We start from the raw sequence: 21278 nt of genomic DNA, 5'->3' as shown, positions 1-21278 counted from the left end.
GAAGCGTTATCCGCACGCGGAAGCCAGTGGGCTTGTTCACATCTTCCTTTGGTTCTATGTTTGTTTTAACGCGTCGTGTTTTATTTTTTCAAACTTCTCAAAGGCATTCGCAACAACGTTTGTTTCTTCACTTGATAGTGAAATTGATGTTCCGCAGTTTGAATTTGAGCACGTGAAGCTTTGCCCCGAGATCAGCAGTGTTGATTCAAAATAAATGGGGGACCCGCAGTCTGGACAGTCGATTGTTGATTTTATACTCATGTCGTTATTCCTATACACCGTGCATTAGTCTTTGTTGGGAATGGGGGTGAGGTTTTTGGAGAAGATATCAAGCATCATAGTGACGCCTTTAGGTAAGGGAAGCTGGCCTGCTTCCATGGTTACCTCGTAATTTGCTCCTGATTTCACGTTTCCAGTCGTTTTTGATTTTGAAGACAGCGTGCCATGAAGTTCTGTATCGAATTCGTGAGAATGAAACGTTTGTCCTATACCCGTGTTTGAGCTGCGTTTCTCTCTGTCTTCCTGTGTTTCTTTGGTGAACTCCCTAGAGCTTTTTATTTCCATGCTGAATGACACTTTTAGCGTTTCTATAGCCAGCGAGCTGATTGGAATGAGTGTTATCAGAGGAATGGAGAAGTCCATTGTTATTGGGTCCGATTGCAGTGCTCCAGAAGTGTCGAGCACTTGTCTTGAAAGCTTGAATGTGACCATTATGGGTTTTAGGTCGCTGCTATTTTCTGCCACTTTTTCAAAACATGTTGATAAGAGAAACTGTGTTTGAGCACGTGAAATCATGGCATTCGCATCGGTCGCTGCTTTAAGTGGGGCTCCTATCAAGGCTTTCATCGGTAGTCCGGTAAAGTTCTTTGCTAAACGTTTTTCGCTCATTTTATGGCCTCAAATCGTCTGTTATTTACCGTTGTCGAAAATGTACTAGCATAAAGCGCGTTTATGTTAGCCTGGAATTTGTGCTCGCAGAGCACGTTCGTAGCCGTCTATCAGTGTTTTTAAGCCTTCTGGTGGTTCGTCGCCAGTCAAGGTTATCTCAATGGTTGCATTGCCAGACGGAGCGCCATCCGACGAATCGTTGCTTGAGAAAAAGCTTCGCTTTCGAGGTTTAGGGAAAGACACTAAAAGTTTTTCATCTTTGTTGGTGGTGATATCCAACTCAGTAGTGAATTTAACTTCCATGATTCGTGGGGAGGATATCGGAACAAGCGCAAGCAAAGGAACTTCGGCAGTAACGGTTTCAATGCCGTCTGCGGTGCGGCTTGGAAACTGCATTGTACAGGTCTTTGGCCTCATGACTGAGTGGTTGTCGGACTTCGATTCGTCATCGGTAGTTTCTTCGAAAAAGCGGTTGATAAAATCAACCGTTTCTCCTTCTACTGATTTTGCAGCGTCTTTAACGCTCTTATGTATCGCGCGCATCAAGGCTTCAAATTCAATCATTACGTCTCCTCTTAGGCGGCAAAAAAATAGACGGCAAAAAAGTCGTCTCTACTCACATTTGAACGCCGACGTTTTACTTTATGTTAGCCATATTGAAGTGTGGCGTATTGCTATGTTCCATCGCTCCCAGCGTCTTTTAACATGATAGGGTCGATATTCTTTGTGAATGCATTAATGATGGTTGTGACACCGGTTGGTAAAGGAAGCTGCCCTGCATGAACATCGACTTCGTATTTGGCTTGGTTAGATGCCTCGTAGTGCTCACTTTGTTGAGAGGTTGTTTTGCTGTTGTGGGAGACAGAACCGTGAACTTCGACAGAAAATAGGCCAGCATTATACTTCGCGGTTAGATCCGCTTTCGCAGCAGTTTCTTGTTCACTGCTCGTTTCATGGTCTGTAGACGTTGAGCTTTTCACTTCCATTTCAAAGTGTACTTTAACGTCATCAACCGCTAGAGAGTTTAGTGGAATCAAAGTGAGTAGGGGGAGGTTAAACTGTACGTTAGCGGTTGGAGGGGTTGCCGCACTTCCATCTTGATTTATGATTGAGCGAGTGATGTTAAAGGACACCATGATTGGGTCTAAATTGCCAGTTGCGTCGTCTTTGTTGAAGCAAGTACTTAGCAAAAACTGAGTTTGTGTTCGAGCCATCATTCCATTTGCGTCAGTTGCAGCTTTCAGCGGAGCGCCCAAAAGAGATTTCATTGGTAGTCCACTAAATTGTTGCGCCATCGATACTAAGCTAGGCATCGTTTTTCTCCGTCTCATTTTAAATGATAGGAACAGAAAATTGGCATAGTAAAGACAGGTTAAACGGCTTCTAATCAGAGTTAACTAGTGTCGATTCATCATGCATTTTGCATGAACACAGCGTTTTTGTTCTTGTCCTTCTTATTACCCTATTTTCAGAATGCTTCCAATTCTTGATACTCGTTGGTGATACTACGAGTGTCTCAGCTTTTAGCATAGATACCTTTTAAGCATATGCAAATTACACTGTATTACACTTAGTGGGCGATGGGCTGACCGAGTCGCCTGAAGATCGCTGATTTGAGCACACAAGCTGCGTTCGTTGTAGGTCGGTAGGAAACGCGTTATTCCTACTTTTCTTCCCCGAGTTTTCCTCTCTAACATCAAAGAAAATTTCACCACGGTTTTTATATCAACTCTAAGAGTAAATGCTATGGATGAAATTTCTCAAGAGGCTGTTTCAGCCAAAAATGTACCGAAAAAAGCGCTTGATTATGATGTGTTGTTTCGGCTGACAGGTTGGCTAGTCACATTTGTTCTACCTCTTTTTTTGTATGTTCACTTACCCGAAAAAATCTATGAGCAATCTGGTGAACAAGGCGTTATTTTCTTAGCGCTTATTTCTGGGGCGGTCAGTATGTGGGTGTTTCGGTTAACGCCTAATTTTGTGCCTTCGATATTGGTTACCATCCTATCGGTGATTTTGAATTTAGCCCCACGAGAGATCGTCGTCGCAGGGTTTGGCTCTGATGTTATTTTTCTTGTTTTAGGCATGTTTATCTTCGCCGCTATGATGAGTACGTCGGGGCTCGCTAGGCGAATTTCATTATGGCTAACGGTGCGACTTCCAAATAATCGTTTTACCCAGCCATTTATATTATTTGGATTGGGTACGTTCTTATCCGCGTTGATTCCTTCTCCGCTGGGTCGCTCGGCTATCATGACACCCTTGGCGGTGGATTTGTCGAAGCTCTCTATTGATCCTCGTAGGCAAGCAACGTTGCAAGTCAGTGCAATGCAGGGGAGTTTTTTGCTCTGTACGATTTTTCTAACGGGGAATCCATTGAACTTTGTAATGCTTGGTTTTTTGGATTTACAAACACAGTTTTATTTTCAATGGGGAAACTGGTTTCAGAGCACCATTTTTGTCGGTGTTGTCCTTCTTTCGTTCTATTGTGTTTGGGTTGTTTGGCGATGCAGAAAAGAGCAAACCGTATCGGATGCGGAGGTTGAACAGGTAAGAGAAGAGCTGAGAAAACTCAAAGGATTTGATAACAAAGAGCGGGGCGCGGTGTTGGCTATGCTCGTCTTGATTGGCTCTATTTTGACGATGTCTTTCCATCATATCGCATTGGCGTGGATTACCTTGTTTATTGCCATGGTGATCTTTTTATTCGATGGGCTAAATGCAGGTGATATGCGAAACCGTGTTGATTGGCCGACCTTGATTTTTATTGCGTCGATCATGTCTTGGGGGCCAACGATTCAGCATCTTCAATTAGACAGTTTGGCACTCGAATACCTGCAATGGTTAGGCGTCTTTATTACTGGTAACCCTTTTGTGGGGATATTGGCATTAAGTGCTGTGGTATTCAGTGTGCGTCTCTTTTTTCCTGGGGCACCGACATTCGTTATTTTGATGAGTGTTTTGATCTCTATTTCTGGAGATTCCGCTTTGTCGCCATGGGTAGTGGGTTTTTGTCTGATCACCTTGAGCGAATCGTTCTTTCTTCCATATCAGCATGGTGTTGCATCTCAAGTGTTTTCCGCGTTAGGGGAGGAAAAGTTAATGCATAAAGAAATGCAGCGAACGTTCCTCACTTCCAATCTCTGGTTCTGCTTTGCTCGGATTGTCGCGCTGTGCGCCACATTACCGTATTGGGCGGATTTGGCGTTGATCTAAGGAGTATTCGAAAATGATGTTTTATAAATATGCGACTCGGTTGGTGATCATGGGCATTGTGCTGGGCGTCGCAGGGCTAGTATGGCAGCACAAACAAGACGAACCGCGTGTGTTTGTTATCCATTCCTATAATACCGATCTAAGTTGGGTTAACTCTATTGATGAAGGTATTTTAGCGCAACTAAATAGCGAGTTACCGTCAGCGCAAGTGCGTTTTCATTATATGGATTTGAAAAACCACAACGGTTGTAACTTCCGTCGTCGATCCACGCGAGATGTCTTGTACGGCATTATGGATTGGAAGCCGGATTACCTATTGTTGGTCGACGATCTTGCGCAAGAGTTGATTGGCGCTCACTACTTGGCGTACGAAAATAAGGTCTTTCCTGAAAAAAGTTTGGCTGAACGTTTGTTTGCGCAAGACTGTCCAGAACAAGATCTGGATTTTTATGAACAAACTTACGCTCAGAGCTGGGACTCGCTTCCTCAAATTGTCTTTGCTGGTGTGAATTATAGTGTGGAGCCTTACGGCTACTTTAATGCGGTAAATACGCAAGGTATTTATGAGCATAAGAACTTTGTGGCCCTGTCTGAAACTCTCTTAGACCTAAGTCGATATTGCGGCGATGAAAGAGCGACTGCCGTCTTACCATTGAACGATAACTCGCCCACCGCGCGCCGAGAACTTACGAGCTACCGGCAATTTAATTGGTTTCCATTGGAGTTGATGGAGCCAACGGCGGTGTCGACACTCGCAGAATGGAAGCAACAGGTCGCGCTCGCGAACGAAAATCGCGCCATGTTGCTTATTGCAAACTATCAACAAGTCGAGACCGAAAAAGGGAGCAAGCAGTTTGTTCCTGCTGATCAGCTTATTCATTGGACCGTGTCACATGCGCATTTCCCCGTCCTCGGAGCAGGAACCAACTTTGTCGACGATGGTGGGATGATGACAGTCGCGATCGCTGGGCTTGAACAGGGAAAAGAGCTGGTCAATCTAATGAAGCGTCCACGACAAGAACGTACCTTGGTTGACAGTGCTGTTAAGCGTGCTGATCAATTCCTAGTGGGGTTGGCTGCCCGCAAAGCCAAGCAGTCTTGTGATAATCGTTTGCCTAAAATTTACCAAGCCTACGCGAAAGAAACTGGCTTATATCGTTTTGAAGAAGTATCGGAGGTACTGTATGTCGAGCCCTAATCAATCCATGAAAGACGTTAGCTTGTATGTTTTTGATATGGATGGCGTTCTTGTTGACAGCCTTATGGTCATGGAAATGGCTTTTCGAGCCTCTATGTATGATTACTACGGCTACGCTGTCTCTCCGAATGCCATTGCTGAGCGTTTTAAGGAATACCGCAAACACCTTGGTAAGGGATTCAAGCAAATCATGGATGAGATCGGTTTACCTCATGAGCTTCATCCTCACTTTGTTCGGCACAGTCGTTATCTCGCGAAGTACGTCGTTGCCTATCCAGGCGTAGACCGCTTATTGCGAACCCTACGCGATCAAGGGAAGACGTTATGTGTTGCGACTGGAAAAGATGGCCAACGGGCGACAGAGCTGTTACGAAGGCTCAATTTACTGGCGTATTTCGATAAAGTTATTGGGTCGGATCAAGCGCCACCCAAGCCCAACCCCGTCGTATTGCTGAACTATATGCAAGCGTTCAATACCCTGCCAGAGCACACCTTGATGATAGGGGATTCTCCCGCGGATCTGCTGTGTGCAAAATCGGCCGGCGTTCGCAGTGTCGCGGCACTTTGGGGCTATACCGCACCACAAGAGTTAGAAATGTATCGTCCCGCATTTAGTTTTGAATCACCGGATGAAATGATGGAGCAGACTGAAGAGGTGTCTATATGAGAGCAGACCGCTTGCGGCTTATCGGAATGGCTCTCTGGTTATTTGTCTCCTCTTTTGCGTATGCCAGCTCTTACTCTTCTCACTGTCAAAATATTCAGACAAAAGAGCACAGTCGACCGCTTACGATAGCGGTCAGGTTTTCGCCTCCTTTTATCTACGAAGCGAGTGTTGCGACGCAGAAAAATGGCGGCTGGGAGGGCATTGCCATTGATTTATGGAGCACGATCGCGGAATGCTTAAACACCTCTTATCGCTTTAAAGAGTATGTTGATGATGAAAACTTATTAAGCGCGTTGAAACAAGGGGATGTGGATATTGCGCTTGGCGCGTTTGTTCCCACTGCTGAGAACGAGCGTATTGTCGATTTTACCCACAGTTATTTTCAAGGGCACATTGGCGTCATGGTCGCCAAAGAATCCGGTTGGGCAAATTTGTATCGATTGGTGCAGAACTTTCCTTTAATGGAAACCTTTTTTGTTCTGCTTATTTTATTGCTCGTTATGATCGCCACCGCGCTCTTGTATTGGCAAGCGGAGCAAAAGAACTTAAACCCATTGTTTACCGACGGCCCTTTGAAAGGGTTCTACAATGCCATGATCTGGTCCACCGTACTGGTGTTTTCTGGGCAAGGCAGTCCGTTTGAAGTTAAACATCGTGGTGGTCAAGTGCTGGTGATCATATTGATGTTTTTCGGTGTCAGCTTTGTCTCAATTGTGACGGCGTTGTTAACCTCGGCATTGACGTTGCAAGGGTTAGGCGCACAAATCACGTCCGTTGATGAGTTGGCACACAAAAACGTGGCGTATTTGAATATGCTTAACTCTGACTTGAGGGGCGAAACCATTGCTGAATGGCTACAGGACAATAACGTGACCGACAGTGAGCAGTTGTTTTCATGGACTCAAGTGATGTCGGCGCTTCAAGAAGGGCGATTGGAGGCAATTGTTCATTCAAAAGAGGAAATGCAATATTTGGTTAAATCAGGGTATTTAAAAGAGGTGAGCGTTTTGCCTATTACTCTAGAGCAGACTGACTATTCGCTCATTTTGCCAGACGGTAGCCCTATGACTGAATTGCTGAACCGTCAGATATTGGAAACGGTTCATAATTCGACTTGGCATCGACGTTTAGAGCGTTACGTTGACTGAAGCGGTTTAAGTTAAAGCTCTTCGTCAAACCTCTTTGTGTTAATGCCTTTATAAATTGATGTACTAGTAAATTGAAGTGCTAGTAAATTGATAGCTTAGCAAAATAAAGCATCGACACTCCTACGATCAATGTGGGAGCGTTACCAAAATAACCTTCCAGATATTTTCTCAAACTCAAGCTTGAACTAACATGCGATCAATAGGAAGCGCGGTTTTCCCTCTCTTTTTACATGACTGACTCTCGCAATTTGTGTACTGCCAGTCAGGCTCGTATCCAATACGTAAGCGCAGTCTGTCTGGTTATCGAGTGGTTTGAAGTAATCAAGGTCTTTCGTGGTAAAGCTTCCCCATATACCAATCAGTAGAGTGGTGTCGTGTGGTGCAAGGTGCTTTCTAAGCGTTCGCACGCGTCGAATATCGCCATAAAGCTTGTTTCGGTCTCGTGTGTTCTCAAGATCGCTTTTTTGCAAAACATGAAACTCAAACCAGTTAGTCTGTTTATCGCTCGTTATCTGAAGGTCTGCTTTTGAAGCGTATTTACGTTCACACGCTTCCACTTGATTCGTTTTAGGTAAAAACTTGATGTAGTCGCCTTGGTGTTGATAGGGCTCTGAATAGGTCACATCAGACCCGTTGAGTATGCCCTGAAGTACCTGGCTGATATCTAGGTTCAGCCAAGCTCTAATATAGGGTTTGGTTTGAGATTGAGAGGCGAGCTGATTTGCCTTGGTAAAGTCGTAATGTGCAGCGATTTTGGCGAGCAGTGTTTGTTGATTCATTTAAAATCTCCCTGAATAGCGTCTATTCAGGGTATCAAGTTACCTTAGTTGTCTTCTCGGGGAAAATGATCAGTAACCCCATTTTTTCTCTGGTCGTTGACTAACACTTTCGGTCTGTTTTGGTTGATTGAGCTGAGGTTGGTCAGGCTGTAGTTGATCAGACAGCGGTTGATGTGGCTCGGGCAACGTAAAGGACAGTCCTTTAGCCTCATTAGAGCCATGTATTTTGTTGGCCTTGGAAAAGGTATTGCAGTTTTCGTCATCTATCGTCTGATAGTCTAGCTTGTCATCAAGCGGCTCAGTCGCGTTGATGGTCTCTTTTTCAGCGGTCGAATCTTGGTCGTCCATTTTTTCCTCAGTCGATGAATCGAGATGCTCGCTGGCTTCTGTCTCTGTCTCAGCCTCTGTCTCATCTAGGTCGGTGTTGGAAGGAGGCGTATGAGAAAAGGACTCTTTAGGCATACTGGTAAGCGCGCTGGGCAATTGATTCAAAAAGCTCTGATATGGGTTAGCGTTAGCATCAAATTGAGCGACGGGTTCTCCTTCCTCAAGGTTTGCCAAATTAACGAGTTGACTGGCTTCGTTGAATGGCGGCTCTGATGTGCTGTGTTTTTGATCTGTGGTGATGGCAGACTCCGAAGCCGGTTCTTTCGTCTCCAATAGAGCGGCGGGCGGATTGTCTGAATGTTTTTGTTTGCGTTTTGCGCTTGCTTTGTATCGGACAATGACTCTTCGTCGTCTGCGTAATACCATCGTTGCTTATCTCCTTTTTAACGGGTCTCTCGTTATTCAAACAATACGGTCAGTTAATGTATGAAAGACTTTATTAACGGCATTTTGAATAACCGACTTCGTTGCTATTTGTTGGCTTAGCATTTCGGCTTCAATTACTTTTCGCTCACGTTCTAACTCATTTTCGAACTCGGATAGCGACAGCTCTCCAGATTCTCTAGCGGCGATTAACTCATTCATCGACGCTTCTCGCTGCTGAAGCTCCCGTTGAAATGAGTCTACGAGCTGAGGGGGGATATTGGCTTCTTCTAACTGAGTATTTAGCGACGAAAGCGCGTGCTCTAATAGTGAATTCATAGTGTTCTCCTTAGCTTTTCTTAGCCAGTTCGCCTCGTAATAAGGCGTTTAGAAGTCGATGATATTGGTCTAATCGACGTTTTATGATGAAGTCCGAAAGGACGCTCTTGCTTTTATGGTCTTTCATGTCTTGTTGCCAAAACGCTTCTAAAATCTGAGTTTGTTTTATGGTTTCTTGATTTTTTTCTCGTAGTAGCTGGCGACGCGCAAGGCTTCGAATCTGGACATCGATCTTAATATATTGATTTGAATAAGCAGCAAAAAGGCGTTCATCAGTAGGTATAGAGCGCATGGTCAAATAAAAGTAGTCTATGTCTTTTTCAATCTGTTGGATCTCGGATTCGGTGGTCGGGTCAAACGGCGATACGAGTTGTAATGAGCACCCATAGAGGCCGCAAAGTAAAACAAATACGATGGCTTGGATAAGGGTTGGAAGTCTTCGGCGCACGTTCGGCTTTTCCATTTTGTGTTTTCCTTCAGTCAGTTGAGAGCAATATTTAGATTATGCACTTATAGCGTGCGACAAACTTAGGTTAATCGACGATAAACTCGATTAAACAGAGGTTTCCCCTAGTTGTTGTAACGCGTTGATGTCAAAAAGAGCGATCTCATACTGATGTTAGGGGAAGCAAGAATGAGTGATATAGAAAAAGCGCTGAAACTGGTATCCAAAGGGTTTAAGAAAAAAGAGAAAGAGCTGAAGTTAACACCGGAGCAACTAGAGCAGTTGTTAAAAGTCTTTCTGCAAGTGCAAAGCGTGTTGCAAGGGACGGGAACGATAAAGGACTTGGAGAAAGAAAATAATAAAATGCTCGTTAAGATGGCAAAAACCTTTATCGAAGAAGCCGCCGAGAAAGCCAATGATGGTGGCTCGCCAAAGGAGTCAGATTGACCTTTCTAATACAGTCTTGTGCTAAACGTTGGGCTAAAGCGTTGAGTTAATGAGTTGAACTAAGAATTAGGAGGGATTCTAGAGTTCGTTGAAGGCGGCGCTAAAGGTTGCTGATGAGCAAGGTTTGCTTGTTTGCGTGTGTTGTCAATGACCTTATCCAAAAGCGTGAAAAGCACTTCAATACTGTACCCGGCAAGGAAGGCGAATGCCATTGGCGATAAAGCCATTTCCCCCATCTCGGGTTTAAGAAACCAGCCTGTAATCATACCGGCTAAGCAACCAAGCGTGAGTCTGAGTCGATACCCAATTTCTCGACTGGCACTGTAGGTTAAGCTCCGGACTTGTTGTAATAAGCTTCTTAGAACGAAGATAAAGGCACCAAGCAATCCATAAATTAAGGGTAGTACGTAGTTCTGAAGCATTTGTAGGAATGATTGAGCCGATATGAGGTGTGCCGAGAACTCGATACTGCTCCTATTACTCGCGACGTCATCGCCGAGTGTGGCGGCTATATCATTGAGTTGCAGTTCAAGTGTATTACCAAGCATCCAAACGTGATTCCATTTTTTGAGCAGCTGATAGTTTGCTTGAATATCAGCGGGTAAGGTTCCAGTTAAAGGCGTTGGAACAGAAAGCAACGAGTCTATTAGTGTATGACCAAATAAGTAGAACATTTGTGCTATGAGTAAGCACAGTAAGGTCAAGACGGTGTAACGGCGATACCAAGTGATGGTTTTTAAGGCACTGGGTGATGCCACTTTCCCATGAATGTGGCTCGGAACAACCGCTTTTATGCTCTCAATGGTAACAGGGTAGACTAGACGAGCAAGTTCATCGTAGCTATGCAGTAAACGCACCTCATCTTCATGAGTCCAATGCTTTGTATTGAGCTTTGCGTTAGCAGAAGTAATACCTTCTGCTACGCGTTGGTTGATCACGAGGTCGCCATGACGCACAACATAATGAAGCAACCGAATCCCATCTTCGACCAAGATAGTCAGTTCTTGAGACGGTGTTTTTAACGCATCGTTGGTTCCAGTATTTCTCATTATGTCATGTGCCTAGGGACCAAATGGCTTACTTGTTGTGTTTTCTTAGTTAGTAAGAATAGTGGCTAACATCGCGGTCTAAATAGTCAATCAAACGGCACTCGCCTTTCTTGTTACTCCAAATGGCGGTTGGGCTGTCAAAGCTGAACTCATTGTACTCAAGTGGCGACTTATGGGTATAAACGCGTACCGAGCCAAATGCTTCTATTTTTGACCCTTCAGGAAAGAGAAAGGTCTTCTTGTTGTTCATAGATTGGATGTGCCACCCAGCAATTAAGATATCGCAATCTGCAAGGTTGGTGATTTCCACATACTCATCTCCTTCACGACGAAATTCCTTCCCATCGTAATGAATGTGCGTTATCTCCACCTTGTCGCGAGCATGGTCGCCGTATGTAAGGCTGGAGACAAGGTTGTCCGCGCTATCGAAGAGTTGAGCGGTGTCTCCTCTGTCGTTCCAAATGGGTACATTGGAACCAAAAGAGTGTCCAGCTCTACCATGTGTGTCAACGATTAACGAGTTGAAGGGATGAAGGTAAGTATCGCTTGGGAAAATGTAGTCTTGTTTAGGTCCTGCACTGATACGCCAACCCGATATGTCAATGCTTAGCTCACCACGATTTAACAGGGTGACAGACTCATCAAGATGATTCATGACCCCTTTGTATTTTATCGTTTCGATTTGCACTTGAGACGTTGCTTGAAGCTTATTGAGCTTGCTCCAATATTCATCGATTTGGCTACGTTCTAGGTCAGTATTCGACGAAAATGCGCCCAGTAGTTGGGCGATTTCATGCTGAAGTTGCTTGCGGTTTAATGACATCTTTATTTCTCCTTTATTTAGATCAGCGTTTGTATCTGTGCCGGCTAAATCAATGGTGTCGTATGGAACGACAAAGGCAAATTTACAAAATGCGTTGAAGGCGGACGCTATGGACTCCGTCACTTTACTCCATGAATGAGAGTGTGTTGTCTTATTGTGCTCCGTGTTTTTCATAAGCTGCCTGCAGTTTCTCGTCGTAGTGGTTTTCAGCGTAGCTCGGTCCATTGTAATGACGTGCAAACGTCGTCCAGTCTAAGCTCTGGATGGATTCGAGCAGATGGTGGTTGGATTTAATGAAATTGACGAACGCAATTAGGTGATGTTTTTCTGCGAGAAACATGTCGCAAACAAAAGGTTCAACATCGTCGTACCCTGCGGTTTCGTGATTGAACCCCATGATCTGATAGCGACCGTACGAGGCAGACATTAATGCAGCTTCTCGGTCCAAAGACATGGCTTTCTGTAAGCGTTTGTACTCTTTTTCGCCGCCAAGGTATAACGACCTGTTCCACGACTTTGATGAAATGTCAGGGTGTGATTCGTCATATTGGTGTTGGCTGTATTTAGAGAATATGTGTGCTTCAAACAGTATGCACGGCATGCCACATTCGAAATAACCACTGCCAGATGACTCTACTTCCGACACCGCTTTTATGGCAGCGACATCGCATGACAACATCGTTGCAGCAAATTCGAAGTCTTCTTCTTTTAAGCCAGCCTCTGGCGTGATTTTTGGGAGAAATAAGTTTGAGACAGGCGATGCTAACTTGTTGACTGCCTTGATCAAGGCTTTATGACTTTTGCCATTCGGATCGATAACACCATCGGGGTTTTTGAACCCCAAAATAGCGCTTTGCATGGCGCAAATAGCGATGCAAGTCGGGGACTCCTCCGTGTTTTCGTTGATAAGGCCATCTTCAGCCAAAGTGTCTTCTAAGTCGATTTTTTTGCTGATGGCATTGAGGGATTTTTGCACCTCAATGACGTCATCAGAATCGTTGTGACCATTAATACCGACGGACGCTGAGAGTGTGAGATCAGACATTTTTTCACCTTTAGTTGATAAGTTGGTGAAGCTAACTGTAATCAAAACTAGAGCAGTAATATCGGGGAGAAAGCGTCGTTTATCTGTCTTATTTAGGACATGAGTATTTAATTTCGGATGTGAGACTCCGTTTTTAACGTCATTTTCAGTGTGAAACGGTGGCATAAGAGATAAAACTAAATGTATCTTTTTGTAATTTATCGGGGCGCTTTTCTGATATTTATAAACGTTACTTTTCAGTTAAATGGTTACTAAATTAGTGTAATTCAATATAAATTCAAAACAATGTTTTAATTCGTTTGTGTAATGTGTAAAAAATTAGCTAGATTTGTGTGATTTTAGTTTTTAAATTGGGTGATCTTTCTTTTTGAATGAATGCTGTTCTGTTAGGTTTGTCAGCGCTCGCTAAGTGAGCAGTTCGACCTATTATTTTAGTATTAAGGAATTGCTATGAACGCAAAGTACTTTAGAAACAATCATTGGAAGGTGTTATCTGGAGCAATTTTTATGGGAAGTGGCGCATTGCTGTCTTCCTCTGTTGTTGCTGCGGATTACTGTACGGACGCACCAAAGGATGGTGAAATTTATAAAATCGTCAATGTCGGCGCTGATAAACTGTTGGCTGCTGAAGATGGAACAAAGAAAGCAAATGTTCAGATTGAAGCGAATACCGGCTTAGCCTCGCAGCGTTTTTATTTAAACCAAAGTTCTGATTCCGGCGGCTGGGCAATCAAAGCGACAGATACTGGTTATGCTGTTACTGTCGATGGCGGCTCTAAAGCGAACGGGGGCAACTTACTTCAAAAACCCTATTCTGAAAGCGCTAGCCAAGAGTGGTCTCTGCAACAGGATGCTTCAGGTTCATACTCTGGTGCATATCAAATTGTAAATCTAAATTCTTCCTTGGCGATGACCGTTGCAGGGGCTGACGAAGGTGCGAACGTCTATCAAAACGAAGACGCCGGAGTGAGTTCACAGCGGTGGTGGCTTGAACCTGTTAATGCAGACTGTGATGGTGGTGCCAGCGTTTCACTATCCGGCAGTGCCGGAGACGGTTCGGTCACGTTAAGTTGGACGGATTCTGGCACAGGTTCTACCTATCAAATTATGCAGGACACGGACGGAGAGCCATCGGGACGAGTGCGTGTGGGTAAGGTGTCTTCATCCACGCACAGTTATACTGCGACGGGGTTGAACAATGGAACAACGTACTATTTTTGGATTAAATTCAAAAACAGCGACGGTACTTCATCAGACTCAAATGTCTTCAGTGCGACGCCTAGTGCGTCTTCCAGCGGAGGATCGACTTCCACTGCCGATATTTCAAGCTCTGCTGCGGCACCAACAGCAGCCGCGGCTTCCAAGGCGGGCGCTAACCGTGATCCAATGGTAAACGGTTTTCCTTCGTTCATTACCGCTAAAGTATCGGGCGCGACGGTGGTTTCAAGTGTGAGTGCACTTGAAAGTGCGATTTCTTCAGCCAGTGGGGGAGACGTTATTTACATCCGGGAGGGAACATACAGTACGTCGTCGACAATCGAGTTAACGGAGAGTGGAAACGCCTCTAAGCCGATTGTTCTGAGTGTATACCCGGGTGATGATCGTCCTGTTTTCAATTTCTCTTCTCAATCTGAAAGTAGTAATAATCGCGGTTTTGAGTTGTCAGGCAGTTATTGGCATATCTATGGATTTGATATAAAAAATGCAGGGGACAATGGCATGTTCGTGTCAGGATCTCACAACACCATTGAGTTTATGTCTTTCTATCGTAACTCAGATACGGGATTGCAGCTAGGTAATGGCGCAGCGTACAACTTCGTTAAAAACTCGGATTCGTATTACAACGCAGACTCGAGTTTAGAGAATGCCGATGGCTTTGCTGCGAAACTAACGGTTGGTACAGGGAACTACTTCTACGGTTGCCGTGCTTGGCAGAATTTAGACGATGGATTTGATGGTTATCTGCGTGACAATGGTTCGACTATTCTGACGACTCATGAGTATACGTGGATGATTCGCAACGGTTATCAAGAAAACGGCTCGCTAGGCGTGGGTGACGGCAATGGATTTAAAACCGGTGGCAGCGATAATAAAGACCTTGCTCACAATGGCATCTATATTAATACCATTGCTGCGGGCAACACGGCAGATGGTTACGACCAGAACAGTAACCGAGGTTCTGTGACCATTTACAATGCTGTGTCCTACAAGAATAGCCGTAACTTTGGATTGGGTGATAGCGGATCTCGTGAATTTAAGAAACTGACGATTAAAAACTCTATTTCTTATAATGGGTCCAATTCAGATCAGCTGAACGCAGATTCAATGAGCGTCTCCAAGAACAGTTGGCAAGTTGCCTCAGTGTCCTCATCTGACTTCCAGAGCTTGGATATCGATGAGCTACTACAAGATCGTCAAGAAGATGGCTCACTTCCAGTGATTGACTTTTTCCACCTGAAAAGTGGAAGTGACTTAATTGACGCTGGTACTGATGTTGGGCTGAATTACAATGGTTCAGCACCCGATTTAGGTTCATTTGAATCGAATTAATAATAAATCGTAGGAGCAAAAAAGCAGGGCATTTAGCCCTGCTTTTTATTTATAGTGTTTTAAACGGAGACAATTAATGGAAGATTTGGGCGTAGATCATAGGTTTTTCCTTGTCGCCCATTATCCAGTTCAAGTTCTAAAAGGTGGATGTTTGGCGGTACATTCGGTGAGTGACTTTCTTCTATCTGATCTTCTATCCTTTGCGTTTCTAGGAGTGTTAGCTGATCAATGTCACTAAGCGTTCTTTTTGTTTCGTCTGAAAAATGAGCACAGTGAAGCTGGACGTTCGTTACGTGTTCTGCGCCGTTCTTGTGGATAAGCGAATCGTCGTTGTTTAGTGTGTTACTCGGTGCTTTGCCAAAGCTCAAGAAAAACCACATGGGTTCTTCTAAACCCTGAGTACTGACTGGAATCGAAACGCCATTTGGTAAATAGCTGGGTTTGTAATCCCAATATTCCATCGTAAATGAAAAGCTGTTAATAGACGGTCTAAAGCACACGCCAAATGGAGAAACCGTCGGGTGTCTCGATGGAGTCAATCGTTGATAAAGCTGAGTTCTTGAAGTTGTGGAGCTGGTTGCTTCATGTTTGTCTACGAGATATAAAAATTCGAGAAACACATTGTTGAATCGAACGATTCGATTTTTTGTGCCTTGGCCTGCATGGCGGCGTCCTTGAGTTTCATTAAACCCTAAGTTGAAAAAGGCGTTGGCTTCTTCGCGAGATGGGGTCGCGATGAATACATGATCAATCTCCACGTTTACTGTCCCTACATTATGCGTTTTTGATATGAAACGTATTCAAAACATCATAAGGACGAAATCGGCTAACCGCCAGCGTGTAACTTTGTAAATATTAGGGAAGTCAGGCTTTATGGTTCGCTTTCTCTGAATACGTTCTCCATATCGACTTTTTTGTTCTCCCAAAAATCCAGTTTTAAGTGACTTTCAATATCAGCTAAATGTTGTTTCATATAGAGAATGGCGGCGTTTATATCGCTGTTTTCGAGTGTTTGTACAATGTTTTTATGGTCATCACAGCCACATAATTCTCCCGCTTCAATTTGATATAGAGAAATTATGAGCGAGCTTCGTGTAATGAGGTTTTGCAGCATGTCTGCAAGGACGGAGTTGCCCGCGAGCCGTGCTAAAAGAAGGTGAAATTCACCCGATTCTTTGATGATCTGCTCACGTTTATTTTGCTGAATGGCAGCAAGCTCAGTATTGAGTTGCTTTTTTAGAATGGCAATGTCCATTTGACGGCATTTTTCGCTCAGTATTTCAATGATCCCACGTTCGACAATGGATCGTGCGGTAAACACTTCTCTGGCTTCTTCCACAGACGGTTGCGAAATGCTGGCGCCTTTGTTTGGCACGATCGTAACGATGCGTTCTAACTCTAAGCGTTTTAGGGCTGAACGAACGTGATTTCGGTTGGCTTTTAAGCGCGTGACTAACTCTGCTTCTACCAATCGTGTTCCCGGCGGGAGGCGTTGCTCGGCGACCGCGTTGCTTATCGCTCGAACGACTCTTTGGATTTCAGTTTCTTTCTTAATAGACATAGAGATATTAGATTGTTAGCAATATTTAGATTAAGCCTAGCACAGCTTTATTTCACATCAAAATACTGAGATTGCACTCTAATTGATCATAAATGGTGAAAAATGCACTAATTTAAGATGTTTTTCCCATTATTTGTTCATGTATTCAAATCCAATATAAGCCTCTGTATTCAAGGTTTTGGTAAGAATGGCATCGCACTTGCAAACAATATAGAAAAGATTGCTAACAATTTATGGATAACTATTTGGGATTCTGAGCTATGTCGGGTTCGATAGAGTTAGTACAGACAACGAAGGTTTATGATCAAAATCCGGTCGTTGACGCGATTAATGTCAAGGTCGAAAAGGGGAGTTACTGCTGTCTGCTTGGGCCAAGTGGTTGCGGTAAAAGCACGACATTAAGGATGATCGCAGGCCACGAAACGGTGACGGATGGCGATATTTTATTAAATGATCGCAATGTGACACGGTTGACGCCACGACAACGTGGCACCGCCATGATGTTTCAAGACTACGCGTTGTTTCCTCATATGAACTGCCTAGACAATGTCTCATATGGATTGAAAATAAGCGGCGTCAGTAAGGCGGATCGATACGAGCAAGCCAATGAAATGCTCGGCCTAGTGAACATGGTAGAGCATGCGAATAAATTTCCGGATCAACTTTCTGGCGGTCAGCAACAACGAATCGCGTTAGCGAGGGCGCTTATTTGTAAGCCCGATGTTGTGCTCTTAGATGAGCCTCTGTCTGCTTTGGACCCGTTTCTTAGAATACAGATGCGCAAAGAGTTAAAGCAGCTTCAGCAAAAATTAGGCCTCACTTTTATTCATGTTACTCATTCGCAAGAAGAGGCATTTGCCTTAGCAGATCAAGCGATTGTCATGTCAGGAGGAAAAATAGAGCAAGTGGGATCGCCACGGGCTATTTTTGAATCCCCAAATACACCCTTTGTCGCCAATTTTATTGGTGGCCACAATGTGCTTAAAGCGTCTGGTTCCCTTGCATTTTTAAGTAAGGGGTCAGGCTCTTTGTTTTCGGTAAGGGCAGATCATATCTCGACGCAACCACGCTCTGAAAACGACATCACCGTCAAAGCCGACGTCATCGATGCGGAGTTTCAAGCCCAATTTTATCTCGTTGAATGCGTACTTGAAGACGGCCAAAGCATAACTTGCTACCTGTCTGAAGACACATTCGACGCGCGTTTGATATCCAGCGGTAAATCTATTCCCCTGTATTGGTCCGAAGAGCGGATCAATACGTTTCGTTGTTAGCTAACCTCAATGGAGACAAAAAATGAAAGACAAAACGGTCATTGATCAACCAAATCAGGACAACGCTTCTTCTGTCGAGACGGATCTTAAGTCTCCATCTGTGAGTCGCCGCTCGTTACTAAAAGGCGCGGCAAAAGCAGGCGTCGCTGCGGGTGCGATTTCCGGCTTTCCAATGATTTGGGCGCAAAATATAAAGAACGTGACGCTTCGTCAGTTTGGTACAGGCGTATCTAACCTAAATGCCATTGCCGATAAGTGTAAAGAAGATCTGGGCTTTAATCTGCAGCTCACCTCGCTTGATTCCGACAGCGTGACGCAGCGAGCCGTGACCCAACCTAAATCCTACGATATTGCCGACATCGAATACTGGATCTGTAAAAAAGTGTTCCCTTCTGGTGTTATGCAGCCGCTGGACACCAGTAAGTTAAAGAACTTCAGTAAAATCTCCCCCTTGTTTATTAACGGCAAGCTAACGTCAGATTCTGTTATTGCTCAAGGCACCGCGCCTCATACGGTTGGTTTTGTTGAATCGAAAGACTCTAAACGCTTTGCGACTGAGCAAACCAATTGGATGACGTTAATACCGACAATCTACAATGCCGATACATTGGGAATTCGCCCTGATTTGGTCGGCCGTCCAATCACGACGTGGGCAGACATAATGGACCCCGCGTTCAAAGGTAAAACATCGATACTGAATATTCCGTCCATTGGCATCATGGATGCGGCGATGATCTGTGAGGCGATGGGCGAAATTACATACGCCGATAAGGGCAATATGACGCGCGAAGAAATTGATAAGACCATCGAGATTCTGATCGCGGCGAAGCGCCAAGGGCAGTTTCGCGCCTTTTGGAAATCCTTTGACGAGTCCGTCAACTTAATGGCGTCTGGCGAAGTGGTGATTCAAAGTATGTGGTCGCCTGCGGTCGCAGCGGTACGAAGCCGTGGTATTCAGTGTACCTATCAGCCGTTAAAAGAAGGTTATCGTGCTTGGGGTGGTGGTTTAGGGTTGGCATCGCATCTATCTGGTTTGGAGCTCGAAGCGGCCTATGAATACATTGACTGGTATTTGTCTGGTTGGGTTGGAGCGTACCTGAATCGACAAGGTTACTACAGTGCAGCGCCGTCAACATCGAAAGATTATATGACACCAGATGAATGGGGTTTTTGGATCGAAGGTAAACCTGCGCAAGGCACTATTTTGAGTCCTGATGGCAACGTGATGGAAAAGGCAGGCGCGGTGCGTGATGGCGGTTCGTATTGGGAACGCATGGGGGCTGTTGCTTGTTGGAACTCCGTCATGGATCAAAACAAATACATGGTTAGGAAGTGGAACGAATTTATAGTTTCTTAAAAGGGGAAAGAGGATAGGGATGTCCTCATTTTTATAAGGTATGTAAATCGACCATGATATCGCCGAGACAAATACACAGTTACTGGCAAGCATTACCACTGACGCTCACATTGCTGGGGTTTTTAGTGTTTCCTATTTGCGTCATTTTAGTGGTGAGCTTTTGGGATTATAATGAGTACTCCTTAATACCGGATTTCATTCTGGAAAATTATGAGTTCTTGCTCACCTCAAAGGTGACGTTAAAGGCTTATATTCAGACATTTAAGTATGCGTTTCTCACTTGGTTTTTTACGTTTCTGATTGGCTTCACTGTTGCCTACTTTCTGGCGTTTCATGTGCGTAGTCAGAGAATGCAGACAATATTGTTCCTGCTTTGCACGGTGCCCTTTTTTACTTCCAACATCATTCGCATGATTTCATGGATTCCTTTGTTGGGGCGAAATGGACTAGTGAACTCGGCCTTACAAACCAGTGGTGTGATTGAACAACCTCTGGATTGGTTGCTCTACAGCGACTTCGCGATTATTTTGGCCTACGTCCATTTGTACACCATGTTTATGGTTGTTCCTATTTTCAACAGCATGATGCGCATAGACCGCAACCTTGTCGAAGCGGCCGTGGATGCCGGTGCGGCGCCTTGGCAAATCTTAAAAGACATTATTGTGCCGCTGTCAAAATCTGGAATTATGGTCGGGAGTATCTTTGTTTTTACGCTGGTAATGGGCGACTTTATCACGGTCAAAATAATGGGGGGTGGCATAAAAGCGAATGTGGCGACCTTAATTTATAATGAAATTTCGTTACTTCAATACCCTGCTGCGGCCGCAGGCGCCATTATACTTTTGATTACCGTGCTAATGATGCTGATGATTCTATTTCGACTCGTTGATGTACGTAAGGAGTTATAGCGTGGATAAAAGACCAGCGAGCTTCTATTTTCTCGGATTATTTTTTGTTCTTTTTACGGTTTTTCTATACGGCCCGAACATAACGATCGCAATCTTATCCTTTCAAGGTGAAAGCGGTGGATTAACTTTCCCCATGAGAGGTGTCTCCTTACATTGGTTTGGGCAGCTTTTTGAACGTCAGGCAGTAGGAGACTTTTCCAGTGCGTTATTGAGATCGTTTGCGTTGGGGTTGATGGTCATGGTTTGCACGGTTACGTTCTCATTGCTTGCAGGTCTTGCTTTTCGAAAGCGTTTCGTTGGAAGCAGTACCGTGTTTTACCTCACACTGACGAGCCTGATACTGCCATCGATTCTTGTCAGTCTAGGTATTGGTTTGATGTTTGACCGCTTTGGCTTCACGCCCAATTGGTTTAGCTCGGGTTTTGGCTCTCACTTGACGTGGACGTTGCCGTTCGGTCTGCTCATTATGTTTGCAGTATTTAATCGGTTTAACCCAAGCTATGAAATGGCGTCGGCCGACTTAGGGGCAACGACGTTACAAACTTTTCGTTTTATTCTTTTGCCTTTGTTAGCGCCTAGTTTAACGGGCATTGGCTTATTTGGGTTCACGTTAAGTTACGACGAATTTGCTCGCACCTTAATGACATCGGGCTCTTTGAATACTCTGCCTCTAGAGCTGTTTGCCATGACAACGAATGTAACCTCACCTGTACTGTACGCCTTGGGTACCGTCACGACCTTGGTGTCGCTTTGCGTCATTTTGCTCACATTAGTGTTGGTTAAGCAGTTAAGGAAGGCGCGAACCAGGTGACAATATTGAGCGGGGCAATGAGT

22 protein-coding genes are annotated in these 21278 nt (G+C 44.5%); 10 read left to right on the top strand and 12 right to left on the bottom strand.

Annotated elements, in window-relative coordinates; genetic code table 11:
* Window positions 1-285: 285 nt before the first annotated feature.
* From MARME_RS13365 to MARME_RS13355, 3 genes are all read right to left on the bottom strand, one after another.
* A complete protein-coding gene (locus MARME_RS13365) occupies window positions 286-888 on the bottom strand; it encodes a DUF2589 domain-containing protein (RefSeq protein WP_013661791.1) in 603 nt (200 codons plus the stop codon).
* Between the two features lie 66 nt (window positions 889-954).
* Window positions 955-1452 (bottom strand): DUF2589 domain-containing protein, encoded by a 498-nt coding sequence (locus MARME_RS13360; protein ID WP_013661790.1) that lies wholly within the window; start codon window positions 1450-1452, stop codon window positions 955-957.
* A 110-nt stretch (window positions 1453-1562) separates the two neighbouring features.
* Window positions 1563-2201 (bottom strand): DUF2589 domain-containing protein, encoded by a 639-nt coding sequence (locus MARME_RS13355; RefSeq protein WP_013661789.1) that lies wholly within the window; start codon window positions 2199-2201, stop codon window positions 1563-1565.
* A 433-nt stretch (window positions 2202-2634) separates the two neighbouring features.
* Between MARME_RS13355 and MARME_RS13350 the strand changes: the two genes are divergently transcribed.
* Genes MARME_RS13350 through MARME_RS13335 form a run of 4 tightly spaced genes read left to right on the top strand, consistent with a single transcriptional unit; the run spans window position 2635 to window position 7117 of the window.
* The gene (locus MARME_RS13350) at window positions 2635-4104 is read left to right on the top strand and encodes an SLC13 family permease (RefSeq protein ID WP_013661788.1); all 1470 of its coding nucleotides are present in this window, start codon (window positions 2635-2637) and stop codon (window positions 4102-4104) included.
* 13 nt (window positions 4105-4117) lie between these two features.
* Window positions 4118-5302 carry a hypothetical protein gene (locus MARME_RS13345; RefSeq protein WP_013661787.1) on the top strand — a complete coding sequence of 395 codons (1185 nt, stop codon included), beginning with the start codon at window positions 4118-4120 and terminating at the stop codon, window positions 5300-5302.
* The gene (locus MARME_RS13340) at window positions 5289-5969 is read left to right on the top strand and encodes an HAD family hydrolase (protein ID WP_013661786.1); all 681 of its coding nucleotides are present in this window, start codon (window positions 5289-5291) and stop codon (window positions 5967-5969) included. Before MARME_RS13345 ends, MARME_RS13340 begins: the two co-directional genes overlap by 14 nt.
* Window positions 5966-7117: a transporter substrate-binding domain-containing protein gene (locus MARME_RS13335; protein ID WP_013661785.1), complete on the top strand. Its 1152-nt coding sequence runs from the start codon at window positions 5966-5968 to the stop codon at window positions 7115-7117. The genes MARME_RS13340 and MARME_RS13335 overlap by 4 nt, the downstream gene beginning before the upstream one ends.
* Before the next feature lie 185 nt (window positions 7118-7302).
* On the opposite strand, the gene MARME_RS13330 is transcribed toward MARME_RS13335, so the two are convergent.
* From MARME_RS13330 to MARME_RS13315, 4 genes are all read right to left on the bottom strand, one after another.
* The gene (locus tag MARME_RS13330) at window positions 7303-7896 is read right to left on the bottom strand and encodes a hypothetical protein (RefSeq protein WP_013661784.1); all 594 of its coding nucleotides are present in this window, start codon (window positions 7894-7896) and stop codon (window positions 7303-7305) included.
* A 69-nt stretch (window positions 7897-7965) separates the two neighbouring features.
* Window positions 7966-8649: a hypothetical protein gene (locus MARME_RS13325; protein WP_013661783.1), complete on the bottom strand. Its 684-nt coding sequence runs from the start codon at window positions 8647-8649 to the stop codon at window positions 7966-7968.
* Between the two features lie 36 nt (window positions 8650-8685).
* Entirely contained in the window at window positions 8686-8985 is a 300-nt protein-coding gene (locus MARME_RS13320) for a hypothetical protein (protein ID WP_013661782.1), read from the bottom strand.
* Between the two features lie 10 nt (window positions 8986-8995).
* Complete coding sequence (locus MARME_RS13315) at window positions 8996-9448, bottom strand: hypothetical protein (RefSeq protein ID WP_013661781.1); 453 nt, start codon at window positions 9446-9448, stop codon at window positions 8996-8998.
* A 171-nt stretch (window positions 9449-9619) separates the two neighbouring features.
* On the opposite strand from MARME_RS13315, the gene MARME_RS13310 reads away from it, so the two are divergent.
* Window positions 9620-9877: a hypothetical protein gene (locus MARME_RS13310; protein WP_013661780.1), complete on the top strand. Its 258-nt coding sequence runs from the start codon at window positions 9620-9622 to the stop codon at window positions 9875-9877.
* Between the two features lie 59 nt (window positions 9878-9936).
* Here the strand turns inward: MARME_RS13310 and MARME_RS13305 are convergent, their stop codons facing one another.
* From MARME_RS13305 to MARME_RS13295, 3 genes are read right to left on the bottom strand one after another with little or no spacing between them, the layout of a single operon-like run.
* Entirely contained in the window at window positions 9937-10926 is a 990-nt protein-coding gene (locus tag MARME_RS13305; protein ID WP_013661779.1) for a hypothetical protein, read from the bottom strand.
* 49 nt (window positions 10927-10975) lie between these two features.
* Window positions 10976-11923, bottom strand: coding sequence for a lamin tail domain-containing protein (locus tag MARME_RS13300; RefSeq protein ID WP_013661778.1), 948 nt, complete (start codon window positions 11921-11923; stop codon window positions 10976-10978).
* A complete protein-coding gene (locus MARME_RS13295; RefSeq protein WP_041647933.1) occupies window positions 11901-12794 on the bottom strand; it encodes an N-acetylmuramidase family protein in 894 nt (297 codons plus the stop codon). The genes MARME_RS13300 and MARME_RS13295 overlap by 23 nt, the downstream gene beginning before the upstream one ends.
* Window positions 12795-13244: 450 nt before the next feature.
* Here MARME_RS13295 and MARME_RS21530 point away from each other — a divergent pair, with 450 nt between their 5' ends.
* Window positions 13245-15344 carry an RICIN domain-containing protein gene (locus MARME_RS21530; protein WP_013661776.1) on the top strand — a complete coding sequence of 700 codons (2100 nt, stop codon included), beginning with the start codon at window positions 13245-13247 and terminating at the stop codon, window positions 15342-15344.
* A 59-nt stretch (window positions 15345-15403) separates the two neighbouring features.
* Here MARME_RS21530 and MARME_RS13285 read toward each other — a convergent pair whose 3' ends face one another.
* Both MARME_RS13285 and MARME_RS13280 read right to left on the bottom strand, forming a co-directional pair.
* A complete protein-coding gene (locus tag MARME_RS13285; RefSeq protein ID WP_013661775.1) occupies window positions 15404-16102 on the bottom strand; it encodes a VOC family protein in 699 nt (232 codons plus the stop codon).
* A 113-nt stretch (window positions 16103-16215) separates the two neighbouring features.
* Window positions 16216-16905: a GntR family transcriptional regulator gene (locus MARME_RS13280; protein WP_013661774.1), complete on the bottom strand. Its 690-nt coding sequence runs from the start codon at window positions 16903-16905 to the stop codon at window positions 16216-16218.
* A gap of 260 nt (window positions 16906-17165) precedes the next feature.
* Here MARME_RS13280 and MARME_RS13275 point away from each other — a divergent pair, with 260 nt between their 5' ends.
* The 4 genes from MARME_RS13275 to MARME_RS13260 are packed head-to-tail and all read left to right on the top strand — an operon-like array spanning window position 17166 to window position 21255.
* A complete protein-coding gene (locus MARME_RS13275; RefSeq protein ID WP_013661773.1) occupies window positions 17166-18179 on the top strand; it encodes an ABC transporter ATP-binding protein in 1014 nt (337 codons plus the stop codon).
* Window positions 18180-18201: 22 nt separating this feature from the next.
* A complete protein-coding gene (locus tag MARME_RS13270) occupies window positions 18202-19536 on the top strand; it encodes an ABC transporter substrate-binding protein (RefSeq protein WP_013661772.1) in 1335 nt (444 codons plus the stop codon).
* Between the two features lie 53 nt (window positions 19537-19589).
* Complete coding sequence (locus MARME_RS13265; RefSeq protein WP_013661771.1) at window positions 19590-20444, top strand: ABC transporter permease; 855 nt, start codon at window positions 19590-19592, stop codon at window positions 20442-20444.
* A gap of 1 nt (window position 20445) precedes the next feature.
* Entirely contained in the window at window positions 20446-21255 is an 810-nt protein-coding gene (locus MARME_RS13260; protein WP_013661770.1) for an ABC transporter permease, read from the top strand.
* The last annotated feature ends 23 nt before the right edge of the window (window positions 21256-21278 follow it).

Source organism: Marinomonas mediterranea MMB-1, from assembly GCF_000192865.1.
In the GTDB taxonomy this organism is placed as follows: domain Bacteria; phylum Pseudomonadota; class Gammaproteobacteria; order Pseudomonadales; family Marinomonadaceae; genus Marinomonas; species Marinomonas mediterranea.
The sequence above is the reverse complement of the archived record's forward strand: the minus strand, read 5'-3'. Positions and strand labels throughout refer to the sequence as shown.

What these genes read in the sequence shown, in the direction of transcription:
- MARME_RS13335 (WP_013661785.1), top strand. Translation starts at nt 5,966, where the DNA reads ATGAGAGCAGACCGCTTGCGGCTTATCGGAATGGCTCTCTGGTTATTT.
- MARME_RS13280 (WP_013661774.1), bottom strand. Translation starts at nt 16,905, where the DNA reads ATGTCTATTAAGAAAGAAACTGAAATCCAAAGAGTCGTTCGAGCGATA.
- MARME_RS13315 (WP_013661781.1), bottom strand. Translation starts at nt 9,448, where the DNA reads ATGGAAAAGCCGAACGTGCGCCGAAGACTTCCAACCCTTATCCAAGCC.
- MARME_RS13310 (WP_013661780.1), top strand. Translation starts at nt 9,620, where the DNA reads ATGAGTGATATAGAAAAAGCGCTGAAACTGGTATCCAAAGGGTTTAAG.
- MARME_RS13305 (WP_013661779.1), bottom strand. Translation starts at nt 10,926, where the DNA reads ATGAGAAATACTGGAACCAACGATGCGTTAAAAACACCGTCTCAAGAA.
- MARME_RS13355 (WP_013661789.1), bottom strand. Translation starts at nt 2,201, where the DNA reads ATGCCTAGCTTAGTATCGATGGCGCAACAATTTAGTGGACTACCAATG.
- MARME_RS13330 (WP_013661784.1), bottom strand. Translation starts at nt 7,896, where the DNA reads ATGAATCAACAAACACTGCTCGCCAAAATCGCTGCACATTACGACTTT.
- MARME_RS13320 (WP_013661782.1), bottom strand. Translation starts at nt 8,985, where the DNA reads ATGAATTCACTATTAGAGCACGCGCTTTCGTCGCTAAATACTCAGTTA.
- MARME_RS13365 (WP_013661791.1), bottom strand. Translation starts at nt 888, where the DNA reads ATGAGCGAAAAACGTTTAGCAAAGAACTTTACCGGACTACCGATGAAA.
- MARME_RS13300 (WP_013661778.1), bottom strand. Translation starts at nt 11,923, where the DNA reads ATGAAAAACACGGAGCACAATAAGACAACACACTCTCATTCATGGAGT.
- MARME_RS13265 (WP_013661771.1), top strand. Translation starts at nt 19,590, where the DNA reads ATGATATCGCCGAGACAAATACACAGTTACTGGCAAGCATTACCACTG.
- MARME_RS13360 (WP_013661790.1), bottom strand. Translation starts at nt 1,452, where the DNA reads ATGATTGAATTTGAAGCCTTGATGCGCGCGATACATAAGAGCGTTAAA.
- MARME_RS13340 (WP_013661786.1), top strand. Translation starts at nt 5,289, where the DNA reads ATGTCGAGCCCTAATCAATCCATGAAAGACGTTAGCTTGTATGTTTTT.
- MARME_RS13345 (WP_013661787.1), top strand. Translation starts at nt 4,118, where the DNA reads ATGATGTTTTATAAATATGCGACTCGGTTGGTGATCATGGGCATTGTG.
- MARME_RS21530 (WP_013661776.1), top strand. Translation starts at nt 13,245, where the DNA reads ATGAACGCAAAGTACTTTAGAAACAATCATTGGAAGGTGTTATCTGGA.
- MARME_RS13270 (WP_013661772.1), top strand. Translation starts at nt 18,202, where the DNA reads ATGAAAGACAAAACGGTCATTGATCAACCAAATCAGGACAACGCTTCT.
- MARME_RS13325 (WP_013661783.1), bottom strand. Translation starts at nt 8,649, where the DNA reads ATGGTATTACGCAGACGACGAAGAGTCATTGTCCGATACAAAGCAAGC.
- MARME_RS13275 (WP_013661773.1), top strand. Translation starts at nt 17,166, where the DNA reads ATGTCGGGTTCGATAGAGTTAGTACAGACAACGAAGGTTTATGATCAA.
- MARME_RS13350 (WP_013661788.1), top strand. Translation starts at nt 2,635, where the DNA reads ATGGATGAAATTTCTCAAGAGGCTGTTTCAGCCAAAAATGTACCGAAA.
- MARME_RS13295 (WP_041647933.1), bottom strand. Translation starts at nt 12,794, where the DNA reads ATGTCTGATCTCACACTCTCAGCGTCCGTCGGTATTAATGGTCACAAC.